The sequence below is a fragment of the Novosphingobium rhizovicinum genome (assembly GCF_040813635.1).
In the GTDB taxonomy this organism is placed as follows: domain Bacteria; phylum Pseudomonadota; class Alphaproteobacteria; order Sphingomonadales; family Sphingomonadaceae; genus Novosphingobium; species Novosphingobium rhizovicinum.
Window position 1 is genome coordinate 481737 of sequence record NZ_JBFNXR010000021.1, and the last position, 20874, is coordinate 502610.

21 protein-coding genes are annotated in these 20874 nt (G+C 63.3%); 9 read left to right on the forward strand and 12 right to left on the reverse strand.

The window, feature by feature from the left end:
- The first annotated feature begins 66 nt into the window (after positions 1 to 66).
- From clpS to lptG, 3 genes are all read left to right on the forward strand, one after another.
- Positions 67 to 465, forward strand: coding sequence for an ATP-dependent Clp protease adapter ClpS (gene clpS, locus ABUH87_RS07090; RefSeq protein WP_419956679.1), 399 nt, complete (start codon positions 67 to 69; stop codon positions 463 to 465).
- A gap of 223 nt (positions 466 to 688) precedes the next feature.
- Positions 689 to 1933 (forward strand): LPS export ABC transporter permease LptF, encoded by a 1245-nt coding sequence (gene lptF / locus ABUH87_RS07095; protein ID WP_367771805.1) that lies wholly within the window; start codon positions 689 to 691, stop codon positions 1931 to 1933.
- 1 nt (position 1934) lies between these two features.
- Complete coding sequence (lptG, locus tag ABUH87_RS07100) at positions 1935 to 3032, forward strand: LPS export ABC transporter permease LptG (protein ID WP_367771808.1); 1098 nt, start codon at positions 1935 to 1937, stop codon at positions 3030 to 3032.
- Between the two features lie 67 nt (positions 3033 to 3099).
- On the opposite strand, the gene ABUH87_RS07105 is transcribed toward lptG, so the two are convergent.
- Entirely contained in the window at positions 3100 to 4194 is a 1095-nt protein-coding gene (locus ABUH87_RS07105) for a fatty acid desaturase family protein (protein WP_367771811.1), read from the reverse strand.
- Between the two features lie 144 nt (positions 4195 to 4338).
- Between ABUH87_RS07105 and ABUH87_RS07110 the strand changes: the two genes are divergently transcribed.
- Complete coding sequence (locus tag ABUH87_RS07110; RefSeq protein ID WP_367771814.1) at positions 4339 to 5520, forward strand: N-acetyltransferase; 1182 nt, start codon at positions 4339 to 4341, stop codon at positions 5518 to 5520.
- 10 nt (positions 5521 to 5530) lie between these two features.
- On the opposite strand, the gene ABUH87_RS07115 is transcribed toward ABUH87_RS07110, so the two are convergent.
- Positions 5531 to 5830, reverse strand: a complete 300-nt coding sequence (locus tag ABUH87_RS07115) for a hypothetical protein (protein WP_367771817.1) — start codon at positions 5828 to 5830, stop codon at positions 5531 to 5533.
- Positions 5827 to 6513, reverse strand: a complete 687-nt coding sequence (gene lipB, locus ABUH87_RS07120) for a lipoyl(octanoyl) transferase LipB (protein ID WP_367771820.1) — start codon at positions 6511 to 6513, stop codon at positions 5827 to 5829. Before lipB ends, ABUH87_RS07115 begins: the two co-directional genes overlap by 4 nt.
- A gap of 101 nt (positions 6514 to 6614) precedes the next feature.
- Between lipB and ABUH87_RS07125 the strand changes: the two genes are divergently transcribed.
- Complete coding sequence (locus ABUH87_RS07125) at positions 6615 to 7433, forward strand: DUF7847 domain-containing protein (RefSeq protein ID WP_367771823.1); 819 nt, start codon at positions 6615 to 6617, stop codon at positions 7431 to 7433.
- Positions 7434 to 7463: 30 nt separating this feature from the next.
- Here ABUH87_RS07125 and ABUH87_RS07130 read toward each other — a convergent pair whose 3' ends face one another.
- The 9 genes from ABUH87_RS07130 to ABUH87_RS07170 form a co-directional block, all read right to left on the reverse strand.
- Complete coding sequence (locus tag ABUH87_RS07130; protein ID WP_367771825.1) at positions 7464 to 8114, reverse strand: class I SAM-dependent methyltransferase; 651 nt, start codon at positions 8112 to 8114, stop codon at positions 7464 to 7466.
- Between the two features lie 97 nt (positions 8115 to 8211).
- Positions 8212 to 8556 (reverse strand): arsenate reductase family protein, encoded by a 345-nt coding sequence (locus tag ABUH87_RS07135; RefSeq protein WP_367771828.1) that lies wholly within the window; start codon positions 8554 to 8556, stop codon positions 8212 to 8214.
- An 11-nt stretch (positions 8557 to 8567) separates the two neighbouring features.
- Entirely contained in the window at positions 8568 to 9110 is a 543-nt protein-coding gene (locus ABUH87_RS07140) for a (2Fe-2S)-binding protein (RefSeq protein WP_367771831.1), read from the reverse strand.
- Positions 9111 to 9151: 41 nt separating this feature from the next.
- On the reverse strand, positions 9152 to 11176 hold the full coding sequence (locus ABUH87_RS07145; protein ID WP_419956672.1) for a TonB-dependent receptor: 2025 nt from the start codon (positions 11174 to 11176) through the stop codon (positions 9152 to 9154).
- Positions 11177 to 11358: 182 nt separating this feature from the next.
- Positions 11359 to 13665 carry a TonB-dependent receptor gene (locus ABUH87_RS07150; RefSeq protein ID WP_367771834.1) on the reverse strand — a complete coding sequence of 769 codons (2307 nt, stop codon included), beginning with the start codon at positions 13663 to 13665 and terminating at the stop codon, positions 11359 to 11361.
- 166 nt (positions 13666 to 13831) lie between these two features.
- A complete protein-coding gene (locus tag ABUH87_RS07155; RefSeq protein ID WP_367771836.1) occupies positions 13832 to 14431 on the reverse strand; it encodes a TetR/AcrR family transcriptional regulator in 600 nt (199 codons plus the stop codon).
- A gap of 141 nt (positions 14432 to 14572) precedes the next feature.
- Positions 14573 to 14986, reverse strand: a complete 414-nt coding sequence (locus ABUH87_RS07160) for a hypothetical protein (RefSeq protein ID WP_367771838.1) — start codon at positions 14984 to 14986, stop codon at positions 14573 to 14575.
- Between the two features lie 106 nt (positions 14987 to 15092).
- Positions 15093 to 16520 carry a metalloprotease TldD gene (gene tldD, locus ABUH87_RS07165; RefSeq protein ID WP_367772189.1) on the reverse strand — a complete coding sequence of 476 codons (1428 nt, stop codon included), beginning with the start codon at positions 16518 to 16520 and terminating at the stop codon, positions 15093 to 15095.
- A 40-nt stretch (positions 16521 to 16560) separates the two neighbouring features.
- Positions 16561 to 16836 (reverse strand): zinc-finger domain-containing protein, encoded by a 276-nt coding sequence (locus tag ABUH87_RS07170; RefSeq protein WP_367771840.1) that lies wholly within the window; start codon positions 16834 to 16836, stop codon positions 16561 to 16563.
- Between the two features lie 138 nt (positions 16837 to 16974).
- Here ABUH87_RS07170 and ABUH87_RS07175 point away from each other — a divergent pair, with 138 nt between their 5' ends.
- The 4 genes from ABUH87_RS07175 (at position 16975) to ABUH87_RS07190 (ending at position 20827) form a co-directional block, all read left to right on the forward strand.
- Positions 16975 to 17346, forward strand: coding sequence for a DUF1622 domain-containing protein (locus ABUH87_RS07175; RefSeq protein WP_367771842.1), 372 nt, complete (start codon positions 16975 to 16977; stop codon positions 17344 to 17346).
- Between the two features lie 68 nt (positions 17347 to 17414).
- A complete protein-coding gene (locus ABUH87_RS07180; RefSeq protein ID WP_367771844.1) occupies positions 17415 to 18368 on the forward strand; it encodes an ABC transporter ATP-binding protein in 954 nt (317 codons plus the stop codon).
- An 85-nt stretch (positions 18369 to 18453) separates the two neighbouring features.
- Entirely contained in the window at positions 18454 to 20055 is a 1602-nt protein-coding gene (gene nadB, locus ABUH87_RS07185) for an L-aspartate oxidase (protein WP_367771846.1), read from the forward strand.
- A gap of 28 nt (positions 20056 to 20083) precedes the next feature.
- Positions 20084 to 20827 carry an SDR family NAD(P)-dependent oxidoreductase gene (locus tag ABUH87_RS07190; RefSeq protein WP_367771848.1) on the forward strand — a complete coding sequence of 248 codons (744 nt, stop codon included), beginning with the start codon at positions 20084 to 20086 and terminating at the stop codon, positions 20825 to 20827.
- The last annotated feature ends 47 nt before the right edge of the window (positions 20828 to 20874 follow it).

Consider the following 20874-nt stretch of genomic DNA (forward strand, 5'->3'; position numbering starts at 1 on the left):
TCAGGTGCGACGATGCTGCGCTAGGCCATCTTGAAGATGGCCATTCGCTTACGATATTCTCAGTCGATGATTTCCTATCGCCCCCGCGCCGAATCTGTCCGATCCAGTCCGCTCTGCGGGGCGGACGACGGGGAGGATGGCGCAGGTGGAGGCCGCCCGCCTGACGATGATGGGCAGGTCGGCATCGCCACAAAGACCCGGGCCAAGCCAAAGAAACCTAGCCAGTTCAAAGTGCTGATGCTGAACGACGATTACACTCCGATGGAGTTCGTCGTGCTGGTCCTCAAGCGTATCTTCCACATGGACCTGGAGCAGGCCACCAGGGTTATGCTGCATGTGCATCAGAAGGGTGTCGGCATCTGCGGGATCTTTCCGTATGAAATCGCCGAGACCAAAGTGAATCAGGTGATGGATTTCGCGCGGCAAAACCAGCACCCTCTCCAGTGCACGCTCGAGAAGGCCTGATATCGGCCCACGCCGGCTGAGCGCAGCCGGTGCCGAGTCGGGGAACAGGTTCGGTTCGAAACGGCATTCAAGCGATCGACTCCGCGGATCGGGGAGCTTCATCGTCCTTGGTGCACGTGTGAGCGCTGATCACCGACCGAGATTGTCCTGTGGGCAATCGGGTCTTTCTCCGATGGCAGCTTGCGGTTAAGGCGGACAGCCAGCTTCCGGTGATCGCAATTTCGTGACATTCATCAGCGCCATAGACCGCTACATCTTTCGTTTGGTGCTGATGCCGATGATCGGCATCTTCCTGCTCGCGGCGTCGTTGCTCATGCTCGACAAGATGCTGCGGCTGTTCGACTTCGTGGCCACGGAAGGTGGCCCGGTCGGAGTGGTCTTCAAGATGCTGGCGAACCTGCTGCCGGAGTACGCCAGCCTCGCGATCCCGCTTGGCCTGATGCTCGGCATCCTGCTGGCTTTCCGGAAACTCGCGACCTCCAGTGAACTCGACGTCATGCGAGCCGTAGGGCTCAGCTATACAAGACTTCTTCGTGTCCCTTACCTTATCGCGATCGCCCTTGCGCTGTTGAACTTCGCGATCGTGGGATACCTGCAGCCCCTGGCGCGCTATTATTACGAGCAGCTGGAATACGAGCTCAAGTCAGGTGCGCTGGGCGCCGCGATCAAGGTGGGTGAATTCACGACTCTGAAGGATCGCGTAGCGCTCCGGATCGAGGAGAGTCGCGACGATGGCCGTCGGCTGATCGGCATTTTCGCCCGCGTGGCGAACGAGAAAGGGCAGGTCCTGTCGATCTCGGCCAAAGAGGGCACGTTCCTTGCCCTTAACGAGCAGCCCGATACGATTATCCTGCGCCTGTCCGAGGGGCAGATTATTCAGGATATGCCTGGGGCGCCGCCGCGAGTCCTGAGCTTTACCCGTCACGACCTGCCCATCGACCTGCCTGCGATCGAACGCTTCCGCACGCGCGGCTCCGAGGACGACAGGCGAGAGTATCTGCTGCCCGAGCTCCTGCGCATCGGGTGGAACAAGGAACTGCCAGAAGCTGAACGCGTCGCCAGCCAGGCCAACTTCAACTATCGCATGGTCGAAGTGGTCATGATGCTGCTGCTGCCCCTGCTGGCGGTGGCGCTGGCGATTCCGCCCAAGCGATCGAGCTCGTCGCTCGGCCTGTTTGTTTCCATCGTGATGGTGGTCGCTTACCACAAGGTCAACCAGTACGCCTCGGACGTCGCGGCTCTCGGCCGGATCAATCCGACGCTTGGGCTGTGGGGGCCGTTCGCAGTCGTCGGAGGCCTGATCCTCTGGATGTACTACCGCGTTGCTTACGTTCCCGGTGGTCAGGCGATCGGCTGGCTGGAGAAGGGTGCCGAGAACGTCATGAAGAAGCTCAAGTCGCTCATGCGCCGCCGCCGCCGCGGCCCGGTCCTGCCTGAGCCGGCGGATGATACGAGCGGGACTCTCTGACGTGCACTTCGAATTTTTCCCCTCGCGCACGTTGACGATCTATCTGGCGCGCCTGTTCTTCACCCGCATTCTGGCGGTGCTGTTGATGCTGACGCTCGTACTTCAAATGCTGGACCTTCTGGGCGAAAGCGGGAAGATCCTTGCCTATCCCGGCAACGGCCAGGGTCAGTTGCTGACGTACGTCTCGCTGCGAGTGCCACAGCTGATCGCACGCTTCCTGCCCTACTCGGTACTTCTGGCGACGATTATCACGCTGGCAACGTTGAACCAGAACAGCGAAGTGATCTCCATGAAAGCGGCAGGGCTTTCGGCGCACCAGATACTGGCGCCGTTGATCGCAACCGCACTGGCGATCGCAGCTGTGAGCTTCATGTTCAACGAGCGCGTTGTGACGCGAGCCACCGCAGCGCTAAACGCGTGGTCGGCGGTGGACTATGGCCCGGTCCCTCGAACCGCGGGTGCACGGACCAATGTTTACCTTGCAGAGGGTCGTGACATCTTGCTCGCAGGTGCCGTGAACGGCAGCGGAGAGGCGACGGTCATGGACCAAGTGACCTACTATCGCCGTGATGAAAACGGGATGATCGTCGAGCAGCTTCGCGCACCACGCGCGACTTATGCCGGCCCCGGTTGGCGGCTTGAGCAGCCGACGCGGTTCGACGCGCGTGCCGTGGCGACGAATACTCTGCCCTCCGCAGTTGTCGCCAAGGGCATCTCGCTTGCCAGGGTGGCGATCTCTGGGGTCGATGCCGATGCGCAGGACCTGCTTACCCTGTCGCGCTCCATCGACGCTTTGAAAGTGGCAGGACGGCGCACCAGCGAGCTTGAGGCAGCGTGGTGGCACAAGATATCTGGCCCGCTCTCCGCCGCGCTTATGCCGCTGCTGGGTGCCGTCGCTGCGTTCGGCCTCGCACGATCAGGCCAATTGCTCATCCGCGCCGTCATCGGGATGGCCTTGGGATTTGCCTACTTCGTGTTCGACAACGCGGCACTGGCGTTGGGCAACTTCGGCGGTTACCCGCCCTTCATCGCTGCGTGGGCGCCGTTCTTGTTGTTCGCCCTGATCGGCGAGACGGTGTTGGTCCGCACTGAGGAATAGCGGTGCCTCATGGAGACCGACGGGCAGGATCGCCTGACTTCTCCGGCTATCCTGCCTGCTGGAAAGACTACCTGGCGCGCATCGTGCTCCGTGCAATACGGCCGACCAGAGGCAGTAGCCCCGCGTGGTTGGCCTTAGCATAGGTTCCCTCGGCACCCAGGTTCGTGCTGAGCCGCCGGTGTGCCTCCGCCAGAGAATGATACGGCATGCTGGGCAGCAAGTGGTGGAGCGCATGATAGCGCAGGCCGACAGGGGCCCACAGGGCGGGAACAGGTCCCGGAGGGGGTACGTTCACGGAATCGAGGTACTGAGCGGTCACCGTCATCGCATCGCCCTCGTTCTCCCACAGGTGGGCGACAAGTGTGCGCAACTGGTTCAGCACCGCCGCCACGGAGACCACTGACAGGCCGATCAGCAGCGGACGCCATCCAAAGGCGAAGCTCGCACCCAGCAGGGCGATGGCCCAGATGCTGGCACCCACTTCCTGCCAGAACACCATGCGGGCGAAGGCTCCCTCTGGAGGGCGCCGCCGGAACGCGGGATTGATCGAGAGCGATGATAGCCGTTCCCAAACGAGCTTGCGCAGGGGCGGAATGATTGCGCCGAGCGGCACCAGCACCGCCGAGCGGATCAGCAGAGCGGGTGGGAGGAGGATGGCGGTGACCAGGAAGACCGGCAGAGACCAGGGCTTCATCAGCGCAAGCGGCAGGTACTCCGGATCTTCGGAGGTGCCGTAGCGGGTTCGTGCATGATGCAACTGATGCACCCCTTCGTACATGAACGAGGGGGTGAGCAAGGGAATGCCGACGAGCAGGTTCCATCCCAGGCGGAAGCCCGGCAAGGCGTCGCGATGGATATGGGTCAGTTCGTGAATGAACAGCATGGCACGGTAGAGCGCCAGCGCCGCGATCAGCCCGCATACGAACATGACGGCAGGATTGCTTGCAAGGATGGCTCCCGCCAGCGCTGCGTATCCCAGCGCGGCTGAGCCTAGCATGTCGGGCCAGTAGATCTCGGGCCGTGCTACGGCGATGTCGCGTGTCAGTTCCACCGCGGCTCGCAGCATCTCCTTGTCGTCTGCGATAACAATGCGCTCGGGCGCGCGCTCTTTGGCGAAGGTTGGGGAAACGCTCGACGCAGAGAGCGATTGATGCAGGCTCATGCTTGTATCCGTATGGGTTGCCCGGAAGCGCTCCGGTTTATCACGCGGGGTGCTGTGTGCCGCCAGCTCGTTCTTGACAAGCTGGCGGGGCGCGTCGCACTTCGCGCTTTCGCAGCTTAACTATACCAGAACAAAGGCAGCATCGTGGCGGACGCCCAGCATTCCAATAGTCAGCTAATCATCGAGCCCGTTTCCGACAAGGCCGGTCGTGCGGCCTTCGTCGACTACGCCTATCGGCGCAATGCCGAAGATCCGAACTGGGTCGCGAACCTCCGCTCGGAGGAAATCGAGAAGTTCACGCCGGGTAAGAATCCGTTCTTCGATCATGCGCGCTGCCAGCTGTTCCTCGCAAAGCGCGCGGGTACCGTCGTGGGAAGAATATCTGCTCACATCGACGAGCTGGCCCTGGCGCAGCCGCCCGAGCGGGGAATGGGGCCGGGCACAGGAAACTGGGGTGCTATCGAAGCCGATGACGAGGAGATCGCGGTTGCGCTTATTGCCCGCGCCGAGGAGTGGTTGCGAGCCGAAGGCATGACCCGCGTACTCGCGCCGATGAACCTTTCCTTGTGGGAGGAGCCGGGCCTTCTTGTTCAGGGCCATGACCACGCCCCGATGGTGATGATGGCGCATCACGATGCCGCCTATCAGTCATGGATCGAGGGGACAGGATACGTTCGCGCGAAAAGCCTCTACACTTATGAGCTTGACGTGCGGCAGGATTTCCCGCCCCTCGTGCAGCGGATCGTCTCCTCTGGCGAGAAAAACGCGAAGGTCCGGGTCCGAGAGGTCGTGCTCAAGGAGTTCGAGCGGGACGCGGCGATTATCTGCGATATCCTGAACGACGCCTGGTCGGATAACTGGGGCTTCGTTCCCTTTACAGAGCGTGAGATCGCCCACACCGGCAAGAAGATGAAGCCGCTGGTGCACCCTGACCTGATCCTGATCGCCGAATACGAGGGAGAGCCGGTCGCATTCATGATGACCTTGCCCGATCTCAATCAGGTGCAGCGCCGCGCAGTCCGGCGGAACGGCAAGCCCTCGCTGCTTGGCTGGCTGAAACTGGCATGGTGGCTGAGGAAGCCCAGACCAGCGGATATGCGGGTGCCGTTGATGGGCGTGCGCAAGCGCCTGCAATCCTCGCGTCTGGCCAGCCAGCTCGCCTTCATGATGATCGAATACATCCGTCGTGCGGCCGTGACGCGCTATGGAGCGGAGCGTGGCGAGATCGGCTGGATCCTGGAGGACAACCAGGGAATGGTGGCCATCGCCGACACTATCGAGAGTAAGATCAACCGTGAGTACCGCATCTACGAGAAGGCGCTTTAACGCTTACGGCTCAGGTAGGGTCTGGTTCGGGCTCAGGCTGCGGTTGGTCTTCGGGTGTTTCGGCAGGGCGCGCCGTGTTTGCGGGCCCAGTTGAGCCAGCCTTGTCTTTGCCAGCGGCTGAACTCGGCGAAGCGGCCTGCGGCGTCTCCAGGGGAGGTGCGGAACTGGCGGTGTCATAAGGCAGCATCGCGTCGCTGACCGAGCCCGGAAGGACTTCGCCGAAGGACGAGCCCTCCTCAGGGGCCGCGGTCTTCTGCCCTCCGCAGGCGCACAACGAGAGAAGCAGGGGCGACAGGCAAAGCACTCTCATGCTGTAGGCTCCTTGGGGCAGGCTCGGTCCAGCGCCGCCAGAAAAGCGGGGGCACGCGCGATGAGGGCGCGGTCCCATTGGGCGACGTCGATGGCATGGCCCAGCCGTTGCAGGCTGGTCACACCGAACTCATCGATGCCGCAGGGCACAATGCCGGTGAAGTGGGAGAGATCAGGGTTCAGGTTCACAGAAAACCCGTGCATCGTCACCCATTTGCGGATGCGCACTCCGATCGCGCCGATTTTCGCCTCGCGCCCGTCGATGTCGTGCGTCCAGATCCCGATGCGCCCTTCGCTGCGGAAGCTTTCGACGCCGAAGTCCGATAGCGTGTCGATCACCCAGCCCTCCAGCGCATGGACAAAGCCGCGTGCGTCGCGCGCGCGTTTGCGCAAATCGATCAGCACGTAGCCAATCCGCTGGCCCGGTCCATGATAGGTGTAGCGTCCCCCTCTGCCCGCTTCGACAACCTCGAAACGCGGATCCAGGAGTTCGGCAGATGCCGCGCTGGTTCCGGCCGTGTAGACGGGAGGATGCTCAAGCAGCCAGATCAGTTCGCGCGCCTCTTGCGCGGCGATTGCCGCGTTGCGCTCGGTCATCTCCGCAAGCGCTTCACGATAGGGGACCGGCTGAGCTGAAATGCGTAGCTCGATGTCGCCCGGAAGCGTTTCGGGGGCAGTCGTCATGACGCGTTGCGTGGCCGCAATCGCTACGCTTATCAAGGGGGACTTTCTTCCCGCCTCCGCCGCGCCTACGGATGCGGTCCGATCCACCCCCGGAGTCCCAGATGAAGCTCGACACCAACCGCGCCTGGAAGGAAGCCTCGCGTAACATCTCGCGCAATCGGGACGCCGTTCTGGCGGTGGCCGGCGTGTTCTTCCTGTTGCCGCAGCTGGTGCTGGCGCTGTTCTTCCCTCAGCCGGAGCCGGCAGCGGGCATGAGCGAACAGCAGATTATGGACCTGGCCAGTGCGTATTACCTCTCTACCTTGCCGGTAATGCTCCCGCTCATTCTGGCACAGGCGGTGGGCACGCTCGGCCTTCTCTCGCTGTTGAGCCATGCTGACCGACCCACGGTAGGCGAGGCGCTCCGCCGTGGCCTTGCCGGTTTGCCTACTTACCTCGGTGCGCAGCTGGTTGTGGGGGTAGGTGTGGGGCTTGCGGGCGGGCTTCTTCTGAGCATCCTGGCTCTGAGCGGAGCTGCCGCGCTGGCGGTCGCAGGGCTGGCCATGGTCGTCCTGGCTGCCATCGCGATTGCCGTTCGAGTCTCGCTCTCCGGCGCTGCCGTGGCCGTTGGAGGCGAGCGCAACCCGCTGCGGGCGCTGCGCCGCTCCTGGGCTTTGACGGCAGGGAATGGCTGGCGCCTCTTTGGCTTCTACGCCTTGTTCCTGATCGCCTTTCTGGTGATCCTGACGATGGTGAGCGTGGTGCTTGGCATTCCGCTGCAGATGCTCGGAGGCGGCACGCACGCGGCCACGGTCATGACCTCCGTCATCTCCTCCACGCTCAATGCGCTCATGGCGCTTTATCTGGTGGGGATAATCGGCGCTGTGCATAGCCAGCTGGCGGGCCGCTCCCCCGAAGAGGAGCGCCGGACGTTCGAGTAACGCTAAACGGTCGACGCCAAGGCGAGGATCTCAGGCCGCAGCCGCAGTTTCCTCGTCGTCTTTCCAGCCCCAGAACAGGTGGCAGGGCAGCACGTTGAGAGGCTCGAAATCTTTTTCGATCCGCGTGAAGTGCCGCGCCATATAGTCGCGCGCGCGGGTTGAGAACTGATAGACCAGGAATGCTCCGCCCGGCCGGATCACCCGCCACGTCGCGTCAGCAATGGCGGGCCCGACGCCGTCCGGCAGAGTGGAGAAGGGCAGGCCAGACAGAACGTAGTCTGCCTTCTCATGTCCGTGTGCCCGCACAATGTCTTCGACGTCGGCAGCGGAGCCCAGCACCGCGGTAAAGCGGCTGTCGGTAATCGTGCGACGCAGGTAGTCGATGTAGAGCGGATTGGTGTCGATGACGATAAGAGCGCCGTCGCGCGGCAGCCTCTCTAAGACTGGGCGGCAGAACGTGCCGACACCCGGCCCATACTCGACGAAAAGCTTGCACTCGTCCCATTTCACCCGGGACAGCATCTTGGCGATGGTGAAGCGGGATGATGGAATGATCGACCCGACCATCACAGGATGGCGCACGAAGCCTTCCAGGAAGACTCCCCAAGGTCCCAGCGCATGCTTGATCCGCCGTTTGATCTTTTGGGGAAGCGCCTCGCGGGCAAGCTCTGAACTGGTCATGCGGCGGCGGCTCTCGGGCTTGTCATGGCACTGAACTTTCGAACGGGGGCGGTGGCAGATTAGCCTTACCTTTGCAAGGCATGCGAGGTGCTGAAGTTCAGAGGATCTCGTGCACCTTGTCTTGCGGACGACACAGCCTGACGCCTTTTTCAGTCTCCACAAGCGGGCGTTCGATCAGGCGTGGTTCTGAGGCCATTGCGGTCAGGACGATGTCGTCGTCGGCACTGGGCAACCCGCGTTCCTCCGCATCCGTGCCTCTGGTGCGCAGGCCCTGCTGCGGTGTGATCCCGGCATCGCGATACAGCTGCTCAAGCTTCTCGCGTGTAGGCGGCGTCTTCAGATATTCGATCACTTCGACGTCCATGCCGGGGGTTTCCCGCAAGATCGCGAGCGTCTTGCGAGAGGTGCCGCAGTTCGGGTTGTGCCAGATGGTTGCCTTCATCGCATATCTCCTCAGGGTCTACGTGGATTCAGCGCGGGTACGGCGCGCGCTGCGTCCTGTGTGGTGATGCCTGGCGCTGGCGCAGCGCTCACCGTTTCCTCGCGGCGCATGATTCGTCCGGCTCTTTGCACCGCCCGGATCAGGCGCGGATAGACTCCGCAACGACAGAGATTCGGGATCGCGGCCTTGATTTCGGCTTCGCCTGGGTCGGAATTGCGAGCAAGCAAAGCGGCTGCGGCGATCACAATTCCCGGGGTGCAGAAACCGCACTGGATCGCCTGTTCGGCCACCATCGCCTGCTGCACGGGATGCGAGCGGTCCCGAGCCAACCCTTCAATCGTGGTCACGATGCGCCCCTCGCACTCGGCAAGGCTGACGAGGCACGAACGCAGGGCCTCACCATCGATGAGCACCATACAGGCCCCGCAGTCTCCCACTCCGCAGCCGTATTTCGTGCCAGTCAGGTTTGCGGCATCTCTCAATGCCCACAGGAGCGGCGTCATCGGGTCCATGTCGAACTCGACGGGATGGTCGTTGACGGTCAGCCGTGACATCGCCCTTGTCCTAGCGAGTGATGGCGTGATCCGCCAGACGCTCAGCGCAGCCCGACGCGCAGGCCTGCCCAGACGGTTCGCGGCGTACCAAGATCGATGGAGCCGGACTGGTTACGCGTCACGATCCGCTCGTCCAGCAGGTTCTCGCCGCGCAGGATGAAGCTCAGCCCCGTTGCGATCGGCACCTGGACGAAGCCGTCCAGAGTTGTCGCGGCGGGCAGCACGTCTGTCTCCTGATCATCCTCGAACTGTGCGCCCACGTGGCGCAGCGTGCCTGCGACGCGCCATCCTGCACGCGGCGTCCACGCCAGAGTGCCGCTTGCCATGAGTTTCGGAACTTGCGCTGGTCGCCGACCGTCGAGATTTGCAGAGACGCCGCTCGCCTCGACTTCGGAATCGGTCCAGGCCAAACTTCCGTCGAAGGCGATCGAACCGAGCTGCGCACTCGTACCGAATTCTAGGCCGCGCGCATGGATCGCATCCACGTTCTGTCGCTGCCGCAAGGTGGGGCTCAGCGTCACGTTGGCAATCGCATCCTTCAAACGGTTATCGAAGGCGGTCACGCTGAAGGAGAGGCCTTCGCGCGGCGTCAGTTCCATGCCGATCTCGTACCCCTCGAGGCGCTCGTTCTTGAGCTCTGCGTTGGCAAGGGTGGTCACGGGAAAGACCACGAAGGGCCGGTACAGCTCATTCAGGGTGGGCTGGCGGAAGCCGGTATAAGCCGCCGCGCGAAGAGCGACGGCTTCGCTCGCACGCCAGAGTGCTCCGCCTCGGAAATTGCCTTCCCAGCCGCTGCGTTCGGCGAAACTGTCGTCGATCGTCACCACGCCTGCCGCGTCGGCCTCGCGGTAGAAACCGTCAGCGACCCGCCAGCGGTCCGCCCGGGCTCCCGCCGTCAGCACGAGGTCGCCGATGGTCCAATCGTCCTCCAAGTAGAAGCCGATGTCGCTGTTGCGCCCACCGGCGCGGCGGATCGCGGTCCGCGCACCGGTGGCTGCGCTGAAGGGCTCCTCGTAGAGCTGACCCTCGGCGATCCTCAGATCGGCGCCCAGCCGCAGAACGTGTCTGCTGCCGACGGGCGGGCGCAGCTCAATCTTCCCGCCGTAGCCGCTCGAGGGGGTTTTTACCTGATCCAGCACCTTGCGAAAGCTGCTCGAACTGATGACCACGTTGGAGAAGTCCTGTGCCTGAACGTAGCCCAGCACGTCGAAGGCCCAATCTCCCCGCCCGACGAGGCGCAAACTGGCCTGCTGGCCGCTGGAGCTCGATTCTGCTCCTGCGAACCGTAATTGGCGATCGTCGTCGTAGAGCAGGACCGAAGCCTGCAACTCCGTAAGGCTGTCGAGGGGGGCGACAGCGCGGAGCGCGCCGGACAGGCTGTCGTAGCGGGCCCGTGCGCTGGCCGGAACGCGCTGGTCAGCGGGCGTAGTCCAGAAGCCCTTGCCCCTGTCCCAGGCGACGCTTGCGACTGCAAAGCCCTGCCCGAGGCGCGGCGCCAGGGTAAGCGAGCTTTGCGTCTCGCCGCGCTGGTCCACAAGAAGATTTCCGCGGACCGGGCCCAGCGTATCAGGGCCGCCCGTTTCCAGTTCGATCGTGCCCGACACCGCGCCAGACCCGAACGCACCGGCTCCTCCGCCACGGGTCACACGCACTGTCGCAAGCCGCTCCGGCGAAAGGGCGCTGAACGGGATGTAGCCGAAGAACGGATTGGCGACGGGCACACCATCGAGCAGCACCAGCGCCCGGCTTGAGGCATTGCCGCCCAGCGCTCTCAACGTCACTCCCTGTGCTGAGGGATTGGAAGACCGGCTGTCAGAGCGGCGGAACTGGGTGAATCCCGCAACCGAGGAGAGGACATCCTCAATGCGTCCCGAGGCGCTGGATGCGATCAGATTGCGTTCGATTTCGACAGTGTCGTATGCCGGGGTGGCGGGGGTCTCGGGCAGGCCGCGGCCTGTCACGACTATCGGGCTTGCAGGCGCTTGTTGGGCCCGAGCCATCTGAGGAGCGGCGGCCGAGGCGAAGAGTGCCAAAGCAAGCGCGCTCGGGATCGTCTGAAAAGTCATGCGTTTTCATACCGGCTCGCAATCTCGAAACAAGGCGCGTGCCGATAATTCCCTTCGCTGTCATTGGAGGGCGAGGCAGTTTTGCGATCAGGCTCCGAAACGAATAAGCGTCCGGGCTAATAGCCCGGACGCCTGCGACCCGAGAGGGCTTCGGAAGCGAGAAGTACCCGCCCCATCTATTGTCAGTAGTCGAAGCGCACCGTCACGCCATAGGTACGCGGCGCGGCACGAGCGGTTGTTGCACCAAGACCGGTCGAGATCTTCTGCTGGAAGTACTTGGTGTCGGTGATGTTGCGGCCCCAGAGTTCGACGCCCCAGTGCTCCGTGACCCAGTAGCCGATCGAGCCATTGAGCAGGGCATATTCCTTCTGGCTGAGTACGCCGTCGGATTCGAAGGGGAAGCCGCTGTTGTAGCTACCTAGGAGATTGAACCTGAGATTGGCTTCATCGCTGACGGGTACGGAATAGCTTACGCCAAGGCTGCCGGTGAAGTCGGGTGCGCCAGGTGTCTGGTTGCCCGACGCGTCGCCGAAGCACGTGGCAAACCCGCCGGTCCGCGGCCCGGGGGCAAGCACGCCGGGATCGGCCGTGCCGACAAGTCCGGGAGGGCAGGTCGCGGGGAGCGGATAGAGGATCGGCGCCTGGTACTCAGCGCCGGGACCGCCGAAGCTGTCGAAGCGTGAATTGAGCCAGGTGAAGCCGCCGAACACCCGCAGGCGGTCTATCGGAGCCGCCTCGAACTCGACGTCCAAACCGTCCACCTTCACTGTCGCCGCGTTGAGCAGAACGGCCGCGCCGACGTCGAGAGCCGCGGAGCGGATCTGGTAGTTGTCGACGTCGTAGTGGAAGGCTGCGACGTTCAGGCGCAGCTTGCGATCGAACAGTTCCGACTTCAGGCCGATTTCGAATGCGTCGATATATTGGGGCTGGACCGGTGCGTTGGTCGGGCTCTGAAGCGAGTAAGTGCCGGCTTTGAAGCCCCGGTTGTACGATGCGTAGGCGCTGATGGCTTCGGTCAGTTCCTGTCGTACCGCCAGCCGGTAGGTGAACTTGCCGTAATCAATCTCGTCTACAGTCGGCGTGAAGGCTCCTAGCGTGTTATTGCTGACGGCATAGACGCCACCACCCAGTTCGCGCTTGTCCTTCGTGTAGCGGATGCCGCCCGTCACGGTGGTGCTTGGCGTAATATTGTAGCTGACTTCGCCGAACAGCGCATAGGAGTCGGTGTCGAGCGTTGCGTCGATGAACTGCCCGCCTGTAAGGCCGCCCACCGCCAGACCGCGAAAACGCGATGCGTTGCTGACTTCGGAACGGAGGTAGAAAGCACCGATCTGCCAGCTCAGCGGATCAGTTGCACGGGAGGCAAGACGCAGCTCCTGCTGGTAGGCGCGCGATCCAGACTCGAAGGTGATCCGCAGCCACGGGATCTGAGTCGCGTCGACGTCGAAGTCGCTGTTGTTCTTGCTATCACGGACTGAAGTGATGCTGGTGAGGTCCGCGAAGCCGAGATCGGCCTCGACTGTCCCCGAGATCCCCCAGTTCTTCAGCTTGGTGAGCGAGTAATGATCGGCGGCTGTGTCCAGGCTGCCTACCGAGTACACTGGTCCCGTCAGGCCGCGCGCGGGGAAATCCTCATCCACAGACCAGCCGATCGCGGTGTTGTCGTCATTCTCATAGTAATCGCCGGCGAGCGTGACTTTCACCGCGTCCGAGGCGCGCCAGACCAGCTTGGAGCGCGCGCCCCAGTAGTCCATCTTCTTCGTGTCGCGGTTCAGGGTAATATTCCGGCCCCAGCCCTCACCCTGATCCTGACCGGTGAGCGCAAGATCCATGCTCACGGTGTCGCCAATGATCGGGCCGCCGACATAGAGCTTCCCCTGTGCCGTTCGGTAGTTCCCGTAAGTCGCCTCGCCTCTTGCGACGAGTTCGTCGCCCGGCTCTTCGGTGATGATATGGATCAGGCCGCCGAACGCATTGCGGCCAAAGAGAGTCCCTTGCGGACCTTTCAGAACCTCGATCCGCGCGATGTTGTTGAATTGTGTGACCGTGCCGGCAAGGTCGGGAATGTAAACGCCGTCAACGTAGAAGGCGTTGGAACCCTCGTCGCCAACCGAAGCGTTGGTGGTACCGACGCCGCGCACGAAGAACAGCCCACTGGCGCCTGAGCGCTGAAAGTTCACGGCAGGCACGATCTGGCTGATCGCGTTGGTCTCGTTGATGCCGGAAGCCGCCAGTGCCTGCGCGGTCACAGCGGCGACGGAGATCGGCACATCCTGCAGGCTTTCCTGCCTGCGCTGCGCCGTCACTACGATCGCTTCGAGACCTTGGTATCCAGGTGCCGTTTGCGCGCTGGCGGCAGGTTGTGCTGCCGGTGCAGGTTGCGCCAGCGTGCCATCTTGCGCGTAAGCCGAGCCTGCCGTTACGAGCAGGGCAGAGCTTGCCACTCCCCCTAATGCGCACGCGCGCAGCACTTTGCTTGCTTGTCCCATCGTCCTCTCCTCCCTCGCCGGCTGCCCGCGGCAGTCCGTCACTGTAAAGGCGTTGCCATTCTCCGGCAGAGCGAGGTCTGCGGGCGGCATTTTGACACCTTCTTAGTCGAGGGGCGGTAGCCGTCAAGTGCAAGGAAGTGCTGTGAGGATTGCCTCTTGTGGTACTTTAGGCTTCTCGAGTGTTGGGCGAACCTTCGATACGGGAGAGATAGCCCAGGATGGCGCTCCGCGTCTCATCATGCGCGGCTGTCATTCCGACCTGTCCTTCGATGACCATGCTTCTGGCGATGGCCGACAGGAGCAGCGCGAGTGTCTGTGCGCTGATTTCCGGACTGTTGATCTGCCGTTCCGAATAGACTTTCTCGATTGCTTCCACCTGCAAGGCGCGAAAGCGCTCGCCCGCCTTGCGCATCTCCTCGCGCAGAAGCGGGTACTGTTTACCCAGTGCTACGAATTCGAGGACGCGGCGCGCTTCCGGCTGACTTGCGTTAAGATTCCAGAGGGCCCGCAAAGGGTAAGCGGAACTTAGCGCCTCATCGTGCAGGTGGAAGTATATCGCGGTGGAACGCTGGAACACTGTTACCACCAGTTCCTCCATGGAACGGAAGTAATAGTGCACCAGCTGGGGCTTCAATCCAGCGTGCCCCGCGATCCTGCGCGCGGTGATTGCAGGATAGCCTTCTTCGGCGAGCAGGTCCGCGGCAGCTTCGATAAGCCGGTGCCGGGTCTTCGCTCCAGTCGATTGATAGCCGCGGTTTGCCACCATCGCGCTCTCCACCCTCGATTTCTGCCTACGGGGAGACGCCTCACCGCTGGGTTGCAAAAAAGTGCGATCCTATCGGCAGTTCGTCAGTTTGCAATCGCCGGGCGCAGGGATTCATCCGCTACCACAGGCCTGCTGCTGACGTCAGTTACCGGTCTTGACCTTGCGATAGGGGACAAAGTCCTGCAGCACGACAAAGCCGTCATAGAAGAACGTGCTCCTGTCCCGCAGTTCCACACTATCCGGACGGCAGAGCTGGCCGGTGTGCTGACGGGTCACGAGGATATCGTCACCGTCCAGAGCGTCAGCTTGGCTGGGCCGATTTACGTAAAGAGTGTTCCCCACGCGGTAGACCAGCGCTGTCTTGTCGATCACGTGTGTCTGGCGGATCTGTGTAGATGGGATGCACGAGACCGGTGTGCCGGCCTCACGCCCTTCGAGGAGCTTGGCCAGTTCAGCCTCGCCGCTCTCGTTCTGCTGAGCTGCGAGAGTGGGGCTGGCCGCCATCCCCATTGCAGCCGTAGCGAGTGTTGCCGCGGCCATGATGTTCCTGTTCATGGTAACCTCTTCATGCGTTGTGAGGATCGGTGTGCCATAACGACAGTGAACCCCTGCTGACCGGCAACGCAGCGGACGCGTATCCGTTTCCCGAAATCATCTTGCTTCAGGCGGTGCCGCCGACCGTAAGGCCCTCGATCAACAGAGTTGGCTGGCCCACGCCTGCAGGTACGCTCTGCCCGGCCTTGCCGCATACGCCCACACCTTCATCGAGCGCCATGTCGTTGCCGATCCCTGTCACTCGGGTGAGCACCGAGGGCCCGTCGCCGATCAGAGTCGCGCCCTTGATCGGTGCACCCAGCTTGCCGTTCTCGACTCTGTAGGCTTCGGTGCAGGAGAACACGAACTTGCCGGAGACGATGTCCACCTGGCCGCCGCCGAAGCTTTTTGCATAGATGCCGTTCTTGACGCGGCTAAGCAGCTCGGCCGGATCGTCGTTGCCGCCCTTCATGAAAGTGTTGGTCATGCGCGGCATCGGAACATGGGCATAGTCCTGGCGCCGTCCGTTGCCGGTGGGCTCCACGCCCATCAGGCGCGCATTGAGCCGGTCCTGCATATAGCCCTTGAGGACGCCGTCCTCGATCAGCACGGTCTCCTGCGTCGGCGTGCCTTCGTCGTCGATCGAGAGGGAGCCGCGGCGGTTCAGTATGGATCCGTCGTCCACCACAGTGACACCGGGCGCTGCGACGCGCTCACCAATGCGGCCGGAGAAGGCGCTGGTTCCTTTGCGGTTGAAGTCGCCTTCCAACCCATGGCCCACCGCTTCGTGCAGCAGGACGCCGGGCCAGCCGGGGCCGCACAGCACGGTCATTTCACCGGCGGGCGCATCCACGCTCTCCAGGTTCACCAGCGCCTGATTGAGTGCAATATCGATGCCGCGGTTCCAGTTTTCGGGGGCGAACAGATCGTCGTAGAGCCAGCGTCCGCCCATCCCGAACGTGCCGGTCTCGCGACGCCCGTTGCTCTCGGCGACGATGGAGATGGACAGGCGTACCAGCGGACGCACGTCCGTGGCGAGGAAGCCGTCGGGTCGTATGATCTCGACGACGGACCAACTTCCGGTCAGTGAACACGACACTTGGGCCACACGCGGATCACGGGCCCGAGCGGCGGCGTCCACGGTCTCCAGCAGCTTCACCTTCTCGGCGAAAGGCACGAGATCCAGCGGCGAGGCATCGGTGTAGAGGTGGCGGTTGCTGGCGCGCGGCGGCGCGGGGCGCTCTCCTATCGCTGCATCGAGCAGCTTGAGCGTCTCACCCGCCCGCCGGATGGCTGCGGCGCTGAGGTCGTTTGCGTGAGCAAAGGCAGTGGTTTCGCCCGAGACCCCGCGAAGACCGAATCCGGCGTCGCGGGAATAGTCACAGGTTTTCAGCCGCCCATCGTCGAAGCCGAAGGCTTCTGAGGCGATGAACTGGAGGTAGAGCTCACCATCGTCGCACGCCTTCAGGGTCTCGGCAGCAAGAGCCTGTGCGTCTTCGGGCGTGAGGTGGTCAGGGCGGTATAGGAGCGAGCGGGGATCGGGTGCGGATGCCATCCGGGGAATATAGGCCCGCTCCCGATTTCCGCCAGCACGATCAGATGGCGGTGTGCCCTGATCCGCTGGGATCGGCACTCGTGTTCGCGCCCGGCTCGTCAAGTTCGCCAGGGAAGAGCTCGTGCGTTTCGCGCTCGTGCGGATTGCCCTTGAGCTGGAAACGCCGGTCGCAATAGCCGCAATCGGCATAGCCCCGTTCGTCGATCTCCATCCAGACGCGCGGATGGCCGAGCGCAGAGCCGGCACGAATATCGGTCGCGCCGTCACAGAAGACGCGGCGCTTGTCGGTGTAGACGGTTTCAGGCGGCTCGATCATGGACGCCGATTATCAAGCATGGCGATTGCGCGCCAGATGAAAAGGCAATTCCGGGTCCGAGCGGACTGCCTGGAACCTGGGCGGCGCGGAACAGCAGAGCCTGCCTTGCTTTAAGAGGGGAGGCAGCAGGAGGAGCCCGTGCTCGAAGCCATAGCGATCGACGTCGCCGGAAGCGTTACTCGTATTGTCGAGATCACCGGGATCGCCATCATTGCCGCCGGCGCCTTCGGAACCTTGCTGCTGTTCCTTTACCGCGCGGCTCGGGACCGGAAGTTTACCGAGGAGTCGGTCGCCTGTCTGCGGTCCAGCCTCGGTCGGGCCATCCTCCTCGGGCTTGAGTTCCTGGTCGCCGCCGACATCATCAATACCGTGGCCGTGCAGCCCAGCCTGACGAGCGTGGCGGTACTCGCCGGTATCGTCGCCATTCGCACCTTCCTCAGCTTCAGCCTCGAGATGGAGATCGAGGGCCGCCTTCCGTGGAAGCGCAGGTCTCGCCGACACGAAGGGTGAACCGCCTCGGGGCGTCCGCCTTGTGCGGGGCCCTTTACCGGCGCTGCGCCTTGCTCCAAATGCAGGCCATGAGCAGTTCTCCGCAAAACGCCGCCATCTCGATCCGCGACGTCGTGAAGCGATACGCGCCTGCCGGTGGCGGGGAGGGCAAGCTGGCGCTCAAGGGCGTGAGCTTCGATGTGCCGGCAGGCGGGATCTTCGGTCTGCTTGGCCCCAACGGCGCGGGCAAGTCGACGTTGATCAACATCATGGCTGGGTTGGTCAACAAGACATCTGGCTCGATCTCGATCTGGGGCTTCGATATCGATCGCGACATGCGCAACGCCAAGCGGTCGATCGGCATCGTCCCGCAGGAGATCGTGTTCGATCCGTTCTTCACTCCTTTCGAGGTGCTGGAGAACCAGGGCGGTCTATACGGCATCACCAAGCATCTGCGCCGGTCCGAAGAACTGCTGCGCGCGGTTCACCTGGCCGACAAGCGAGACGCCTACGCCCGCACGCTTTCAGGAGGCATGAAGCGGCGTCTGCTCATCGCCAAGGCACTGGTCCATCAGCCACCGGTGCTGGTGCTGGACGAACCCACCGCAGGTGTGGACGTCGAACTGCGGCGCCAGCTGTGGGATCTGGTCACTGAAATGAACCGGGAGGGCGTCACCATCGTCCTCACCACGCACTACCTCGAAGAAGCCGAGCAACTGTGCGATCGTATCGCGATCATCAACCATGGTGAGTGCATCGCCAACAAGCCCACGCGCGAGCTGGTCGGCATGGCGCGCGAGAAGGTCGTGGAACTGACCCTGGACCGCGACCTCGGCCAGCTCCCGGTGGATGCCGCTTTCATCAAGAGCGAGAAGACGGGCGAGCGCACGATTGCGATCACTTACGACAAGGATCGCAGCACAGCGGGCCAGGTCCTCTCCGTGGTGCAGGCACAGGGCTTTTCCATCGTGGACGTGACGACGCGTGAAGCGGACCTGGAGGACGTCTTCGTCAGCTTGACGAGCGCAAGCGCCGGGGGCTGAGGCGGCCCTCTCGTGATTGCCCTCAGGGGCAGCCCGTCGGTCGCCGGGTGTTGCCGCGCGTCCAGGTTAGCGGCAAGGAAGCGCGATGGATGACCTGAAACAGGGCGAACGGCCCCAGTACGACGTAATCATCGTCGGTTCCGGCGCGGCGGGCCTGACGGCCGCACTGGCGCTTGCGCAGAAGCTGAAGGTGCTGGTCATTGCGAAGGGGGAGCTTGCAGGCGGCTCGACCGCTTGGGCGCAAGGCGGCATTGCTGCGGTGCTCGACGCGGGAGACACCTTCGAGAACCACATCCGTGATACGATGGTGGCAGGAGCCGGGCTGAACCGTCTCAAGACCGTCGAACTGGTGGTTGAGCGCGCGCCTCACACCATTCGCCGGCTGGTCGAGCTTGGTGTGCCTTTCAACACCGATGGGGATGCACTTCACCTTACACGGGAAGGCGGCCATTCACATCGGCGGATCGTCCATGTGAACGATGCCACCGGGCAGGCTGTGCAGGAGGCGCTGGTCCGTGCAGCGCATGCCAACCCGAACATCACGCTGTTGCCGGGACGCGCTTGCATCGACCTGATCACCGGGCGGCATGAGCAGCGCTATTCCGGATCGGGCCGGGTCTGGGGCGTCTATGCTCTGGACCAGGAGAGCGGGCGGGTTGAAGCGCATACCGGCCGCGCGACGATCCTGGCGACCGGCGGCGCGGGACGTGTCTACCAGTTCAGCACTGCACCGCGGGGCGCCACCGGTGACGGCATTGCGATGGCATGGCGCGCCGGCGCGCGCGTCTCCAACATGGAGATGATGCAGTTCCATCCGACGTGCCTCTACAACCTTGAGGTCAAGAACTTCCTCATCACCGAGGCGGTGCGTGGGGAGGGCGGTCATCTCAAGCATCCCGGTACGGGGCACCGCTTCATGCCGGACTACGACGCACGCGGTGAACTGGCGCCGCGCGACGTGGTGGCCCGGGCGATCGACGATCAGATCAAGCGCTTCGGGCTCGATTACGTCCACCTCGACATCAGCCATGAGTCACCCGAGTTCGTGCGGACCCATTTCCCGACGATCTACGAGAAGCTGCTGGGCCTCGGGATCGATATGACCCGCCAGCCGATCCCAGTCGTGCCGGCGCAGCACTACACGTGCGGTGGCATTCTGGTCGATTTGGACGGGCGAACGGACTTGCCCGGCCTTTATGCTGCCGGAGAGTGCACCGAGAGCGGCCTCCATGGCGCGAATCGCCTTGCCTCCAACTCGCTGCTCGAGTGCTTCGTCTTCGGGGAGGCCGCCGCCGCGCACATCCTGGACCACTGGGAGGCCTTCGATGCCCCCCCGCCGGTACGTCCCTGGGACGAAAGCCGCGTGACGGACTCTGACGAAGAAGTGGTCATCAAGCAGAACTGGACCGAGATCCGCCGCTTCATGTGGAACTATGTCGGGATCGTGCGCACGACGAAGCGGCTGGAGCGCGCGCAGCACCGGATCAAGCTGCTCAATCACGAGGTGGAGGAGTATTACCGCCACTTCCGGGTGTCGACGGACCTCATAGAACTGCGTAACCTGCTTCAAAGCGCGGACTTGATCGTGCAGTCCGCTCTCAGACGGCACGAGAGCCGGGGGCTGCACTACACACTCGATTATCCTGAAACGCTGCCGGAAGCAGTCGATACGGTGTTGGTGCCATAAGCAAACCGGCCCGAGAGAGGAGTCGTTGATGGTGGAAGGCAGAACGGCTTTCGTGACCGGTTCCTCGCAGGGAATCGGAGCGGCAACCGCCAAAGCGCTGGCGGCGGACGGCTATCGCGTGATCGTCCACTATGGCGGCAATCGCGACATGGCAGCGCAGCTTGTGCAGGCGATTCGCTCGAGCGGGGGCGTGGCGGACATGGTGGGCGGGGACCTCTCGGATCCGAACGCGCCTGCCGCTCTTGCGCAAGAGGTGGAGGCGCTTTGCCGCGCCGGCCTGGACGTACTGGTCCTGAATGCAGGTATCATGCCGCCCTCCGACCTGGCGACCTGCACGCCTGAGGTCTTCGATCAGCTCACCACCGTGAACCTGCGCGCGCCGTTCTTCCTGTTGCAGTATCTCTCGCCGGTGCTGGTGGATGGTGCGAGCGTGGTCTTCGTCTCCTCGCTCACTGCGCGGCGGGTGACCGGCGCGGTCGCTGCCTACGGATCGATGAAGGCAGCGCTGGAGAGCCTTGTGCGCCGTGCAGCCGTGGAGTTGGGGCCGCGCGGGATCCGCGTGAATGCCGTGGCACCCGGTACGACTGCAACCGGACCGGTCGCTGCCTGGGCGCAAACCGAGGAGGGCCGGGAAGCGACCACCTCGATGCAGGCGCTGAAGCGGGTGGCGCAACCGGAAGATGTCGGCGACGCCATCGCCATGCTCTGCTCCGAACGGGCCCGATGGATCACCGGTGCGATCATCCCCGTCGACGGTGGGGCAATGCTGTGAGGGTTCGGCGCTGAGTGCCGCTTGCGCGCAAGCGGCGTTGGCAGGCT

Coding starts and splice junctions, on each gene's coding strand:
- ABUH87_RS07115 (WP_367771817.1), bottom strand. CDS start 5,830: ATGAGAGTGCTTTGCCTGTCGCCCCTGCTTCTCTCGTTGTGCGCCTGC.
- clpS (WP_419956679.1), top strand. CDS start 67: ATGATTTCCTATCGCCCCCGCGCCGAATCTGTCCGATCCAGTCCGCTC.
- ABUH87_RS07170 (WP_367771840.1), bottom strand. CDS start 16,836: ATGATCGAGCCGCCTGAAACCGTCTACACCGACAAGCGCCGCGTCTTC.
- nadB (WP_367771846.1), top strand. CDS start 18,454: ATGGATGACCTGAAACAGGGCGAACGGCCCCAGTACGACGTAATCATC.
- ABUH87_RS07190 (WP_367771848.1), top strand. CDS start 20,084: ATGGTGGAAGGCAGAACGGCTTTCGTGACCGGTTCCTCGCAGGGAATC.
- ABUH87_RS07160 (WP_367771838.1), bottom strand. CDS start 14,986: ATGAACAGGAACATCATGGCCGCGGCAACACTCGCTACGGCTGCAATG.
- lipB (WP_367771820.1), bottom strand. CDS start 6,513: ATGACGACTGCCCCCGAAACGCTTCCGGGCGACATCGAGCTACGCATT.
- ABUH87_RS07155 (WP_367771836.1), bottom strand. CDS start 14,431: ATGGTGGCAAACCGCGGCTATCAATCGACTGGAGCGAAGACCCGGCAC.
- ABUH87_RS07140 (WP_367771831.1), bottom strand. CDS start 9,110: ATGTCACGGCTGACCGTCAACGACCATCCCGTCGAGTTCGACATGGAC.
- ABUH87_RS07180 (WP_367771844.1), top strand. CDS start 17,415: ATGAGCAGTTCTCCGCAAAACGCCGCCATCTCGATCCGCGACGTCGTG.
- ABUH87_RS07150 (WP_367771834.1), bottom strand. CDS start 13,665: ATGGGACAAGCAAGCAAAGTGCTGCGCGCGTGCGCATTAGGGGGAGTG.
- ABUH87_RS07130 (WP_367771825.1), bottom strand. CDS start 8,114: ATGACCAGTTCAGAGCTTGCCCGCGAGGCGCTTCCCCAAAAGATCAAA.
- ABUH87_RS07145 (WP_419956672.1), bottom strand. CDS start 11,176: ATGACTTTTCAGACGATCCCGAGCGCGCTTGCTTTGGCACTCTTCGCC.
- ABUH87_RS07135 (WP_367771828.1), bottom strand. CDS start 8,556: ATGAAGGCAACCATCTGGCACAACCCGAACTGCGGCACCTCTCGCAAG.
- tldD (WP_367772189.1), bottom strand. CDS start 16,520: ATGGCATCCGCACCCGATCCCCGCTCGCTCCTATACCGCCCTGACCAC.
- ABUH87_RS07125 (WP_367771823.1), top strand. CDS start 6,615: ATGAAGCTCGACACCAACCGCGCCTGGAAGGAAGCCTCGCGTAACATC.
- ABUH87_RS07105 (WP_367771811.1), bottom strand. CDS start 4,194: ATGAGCCTGCATCAATCGCTCTCTGCGTCGAGCGTTTCCCCAACCTTC.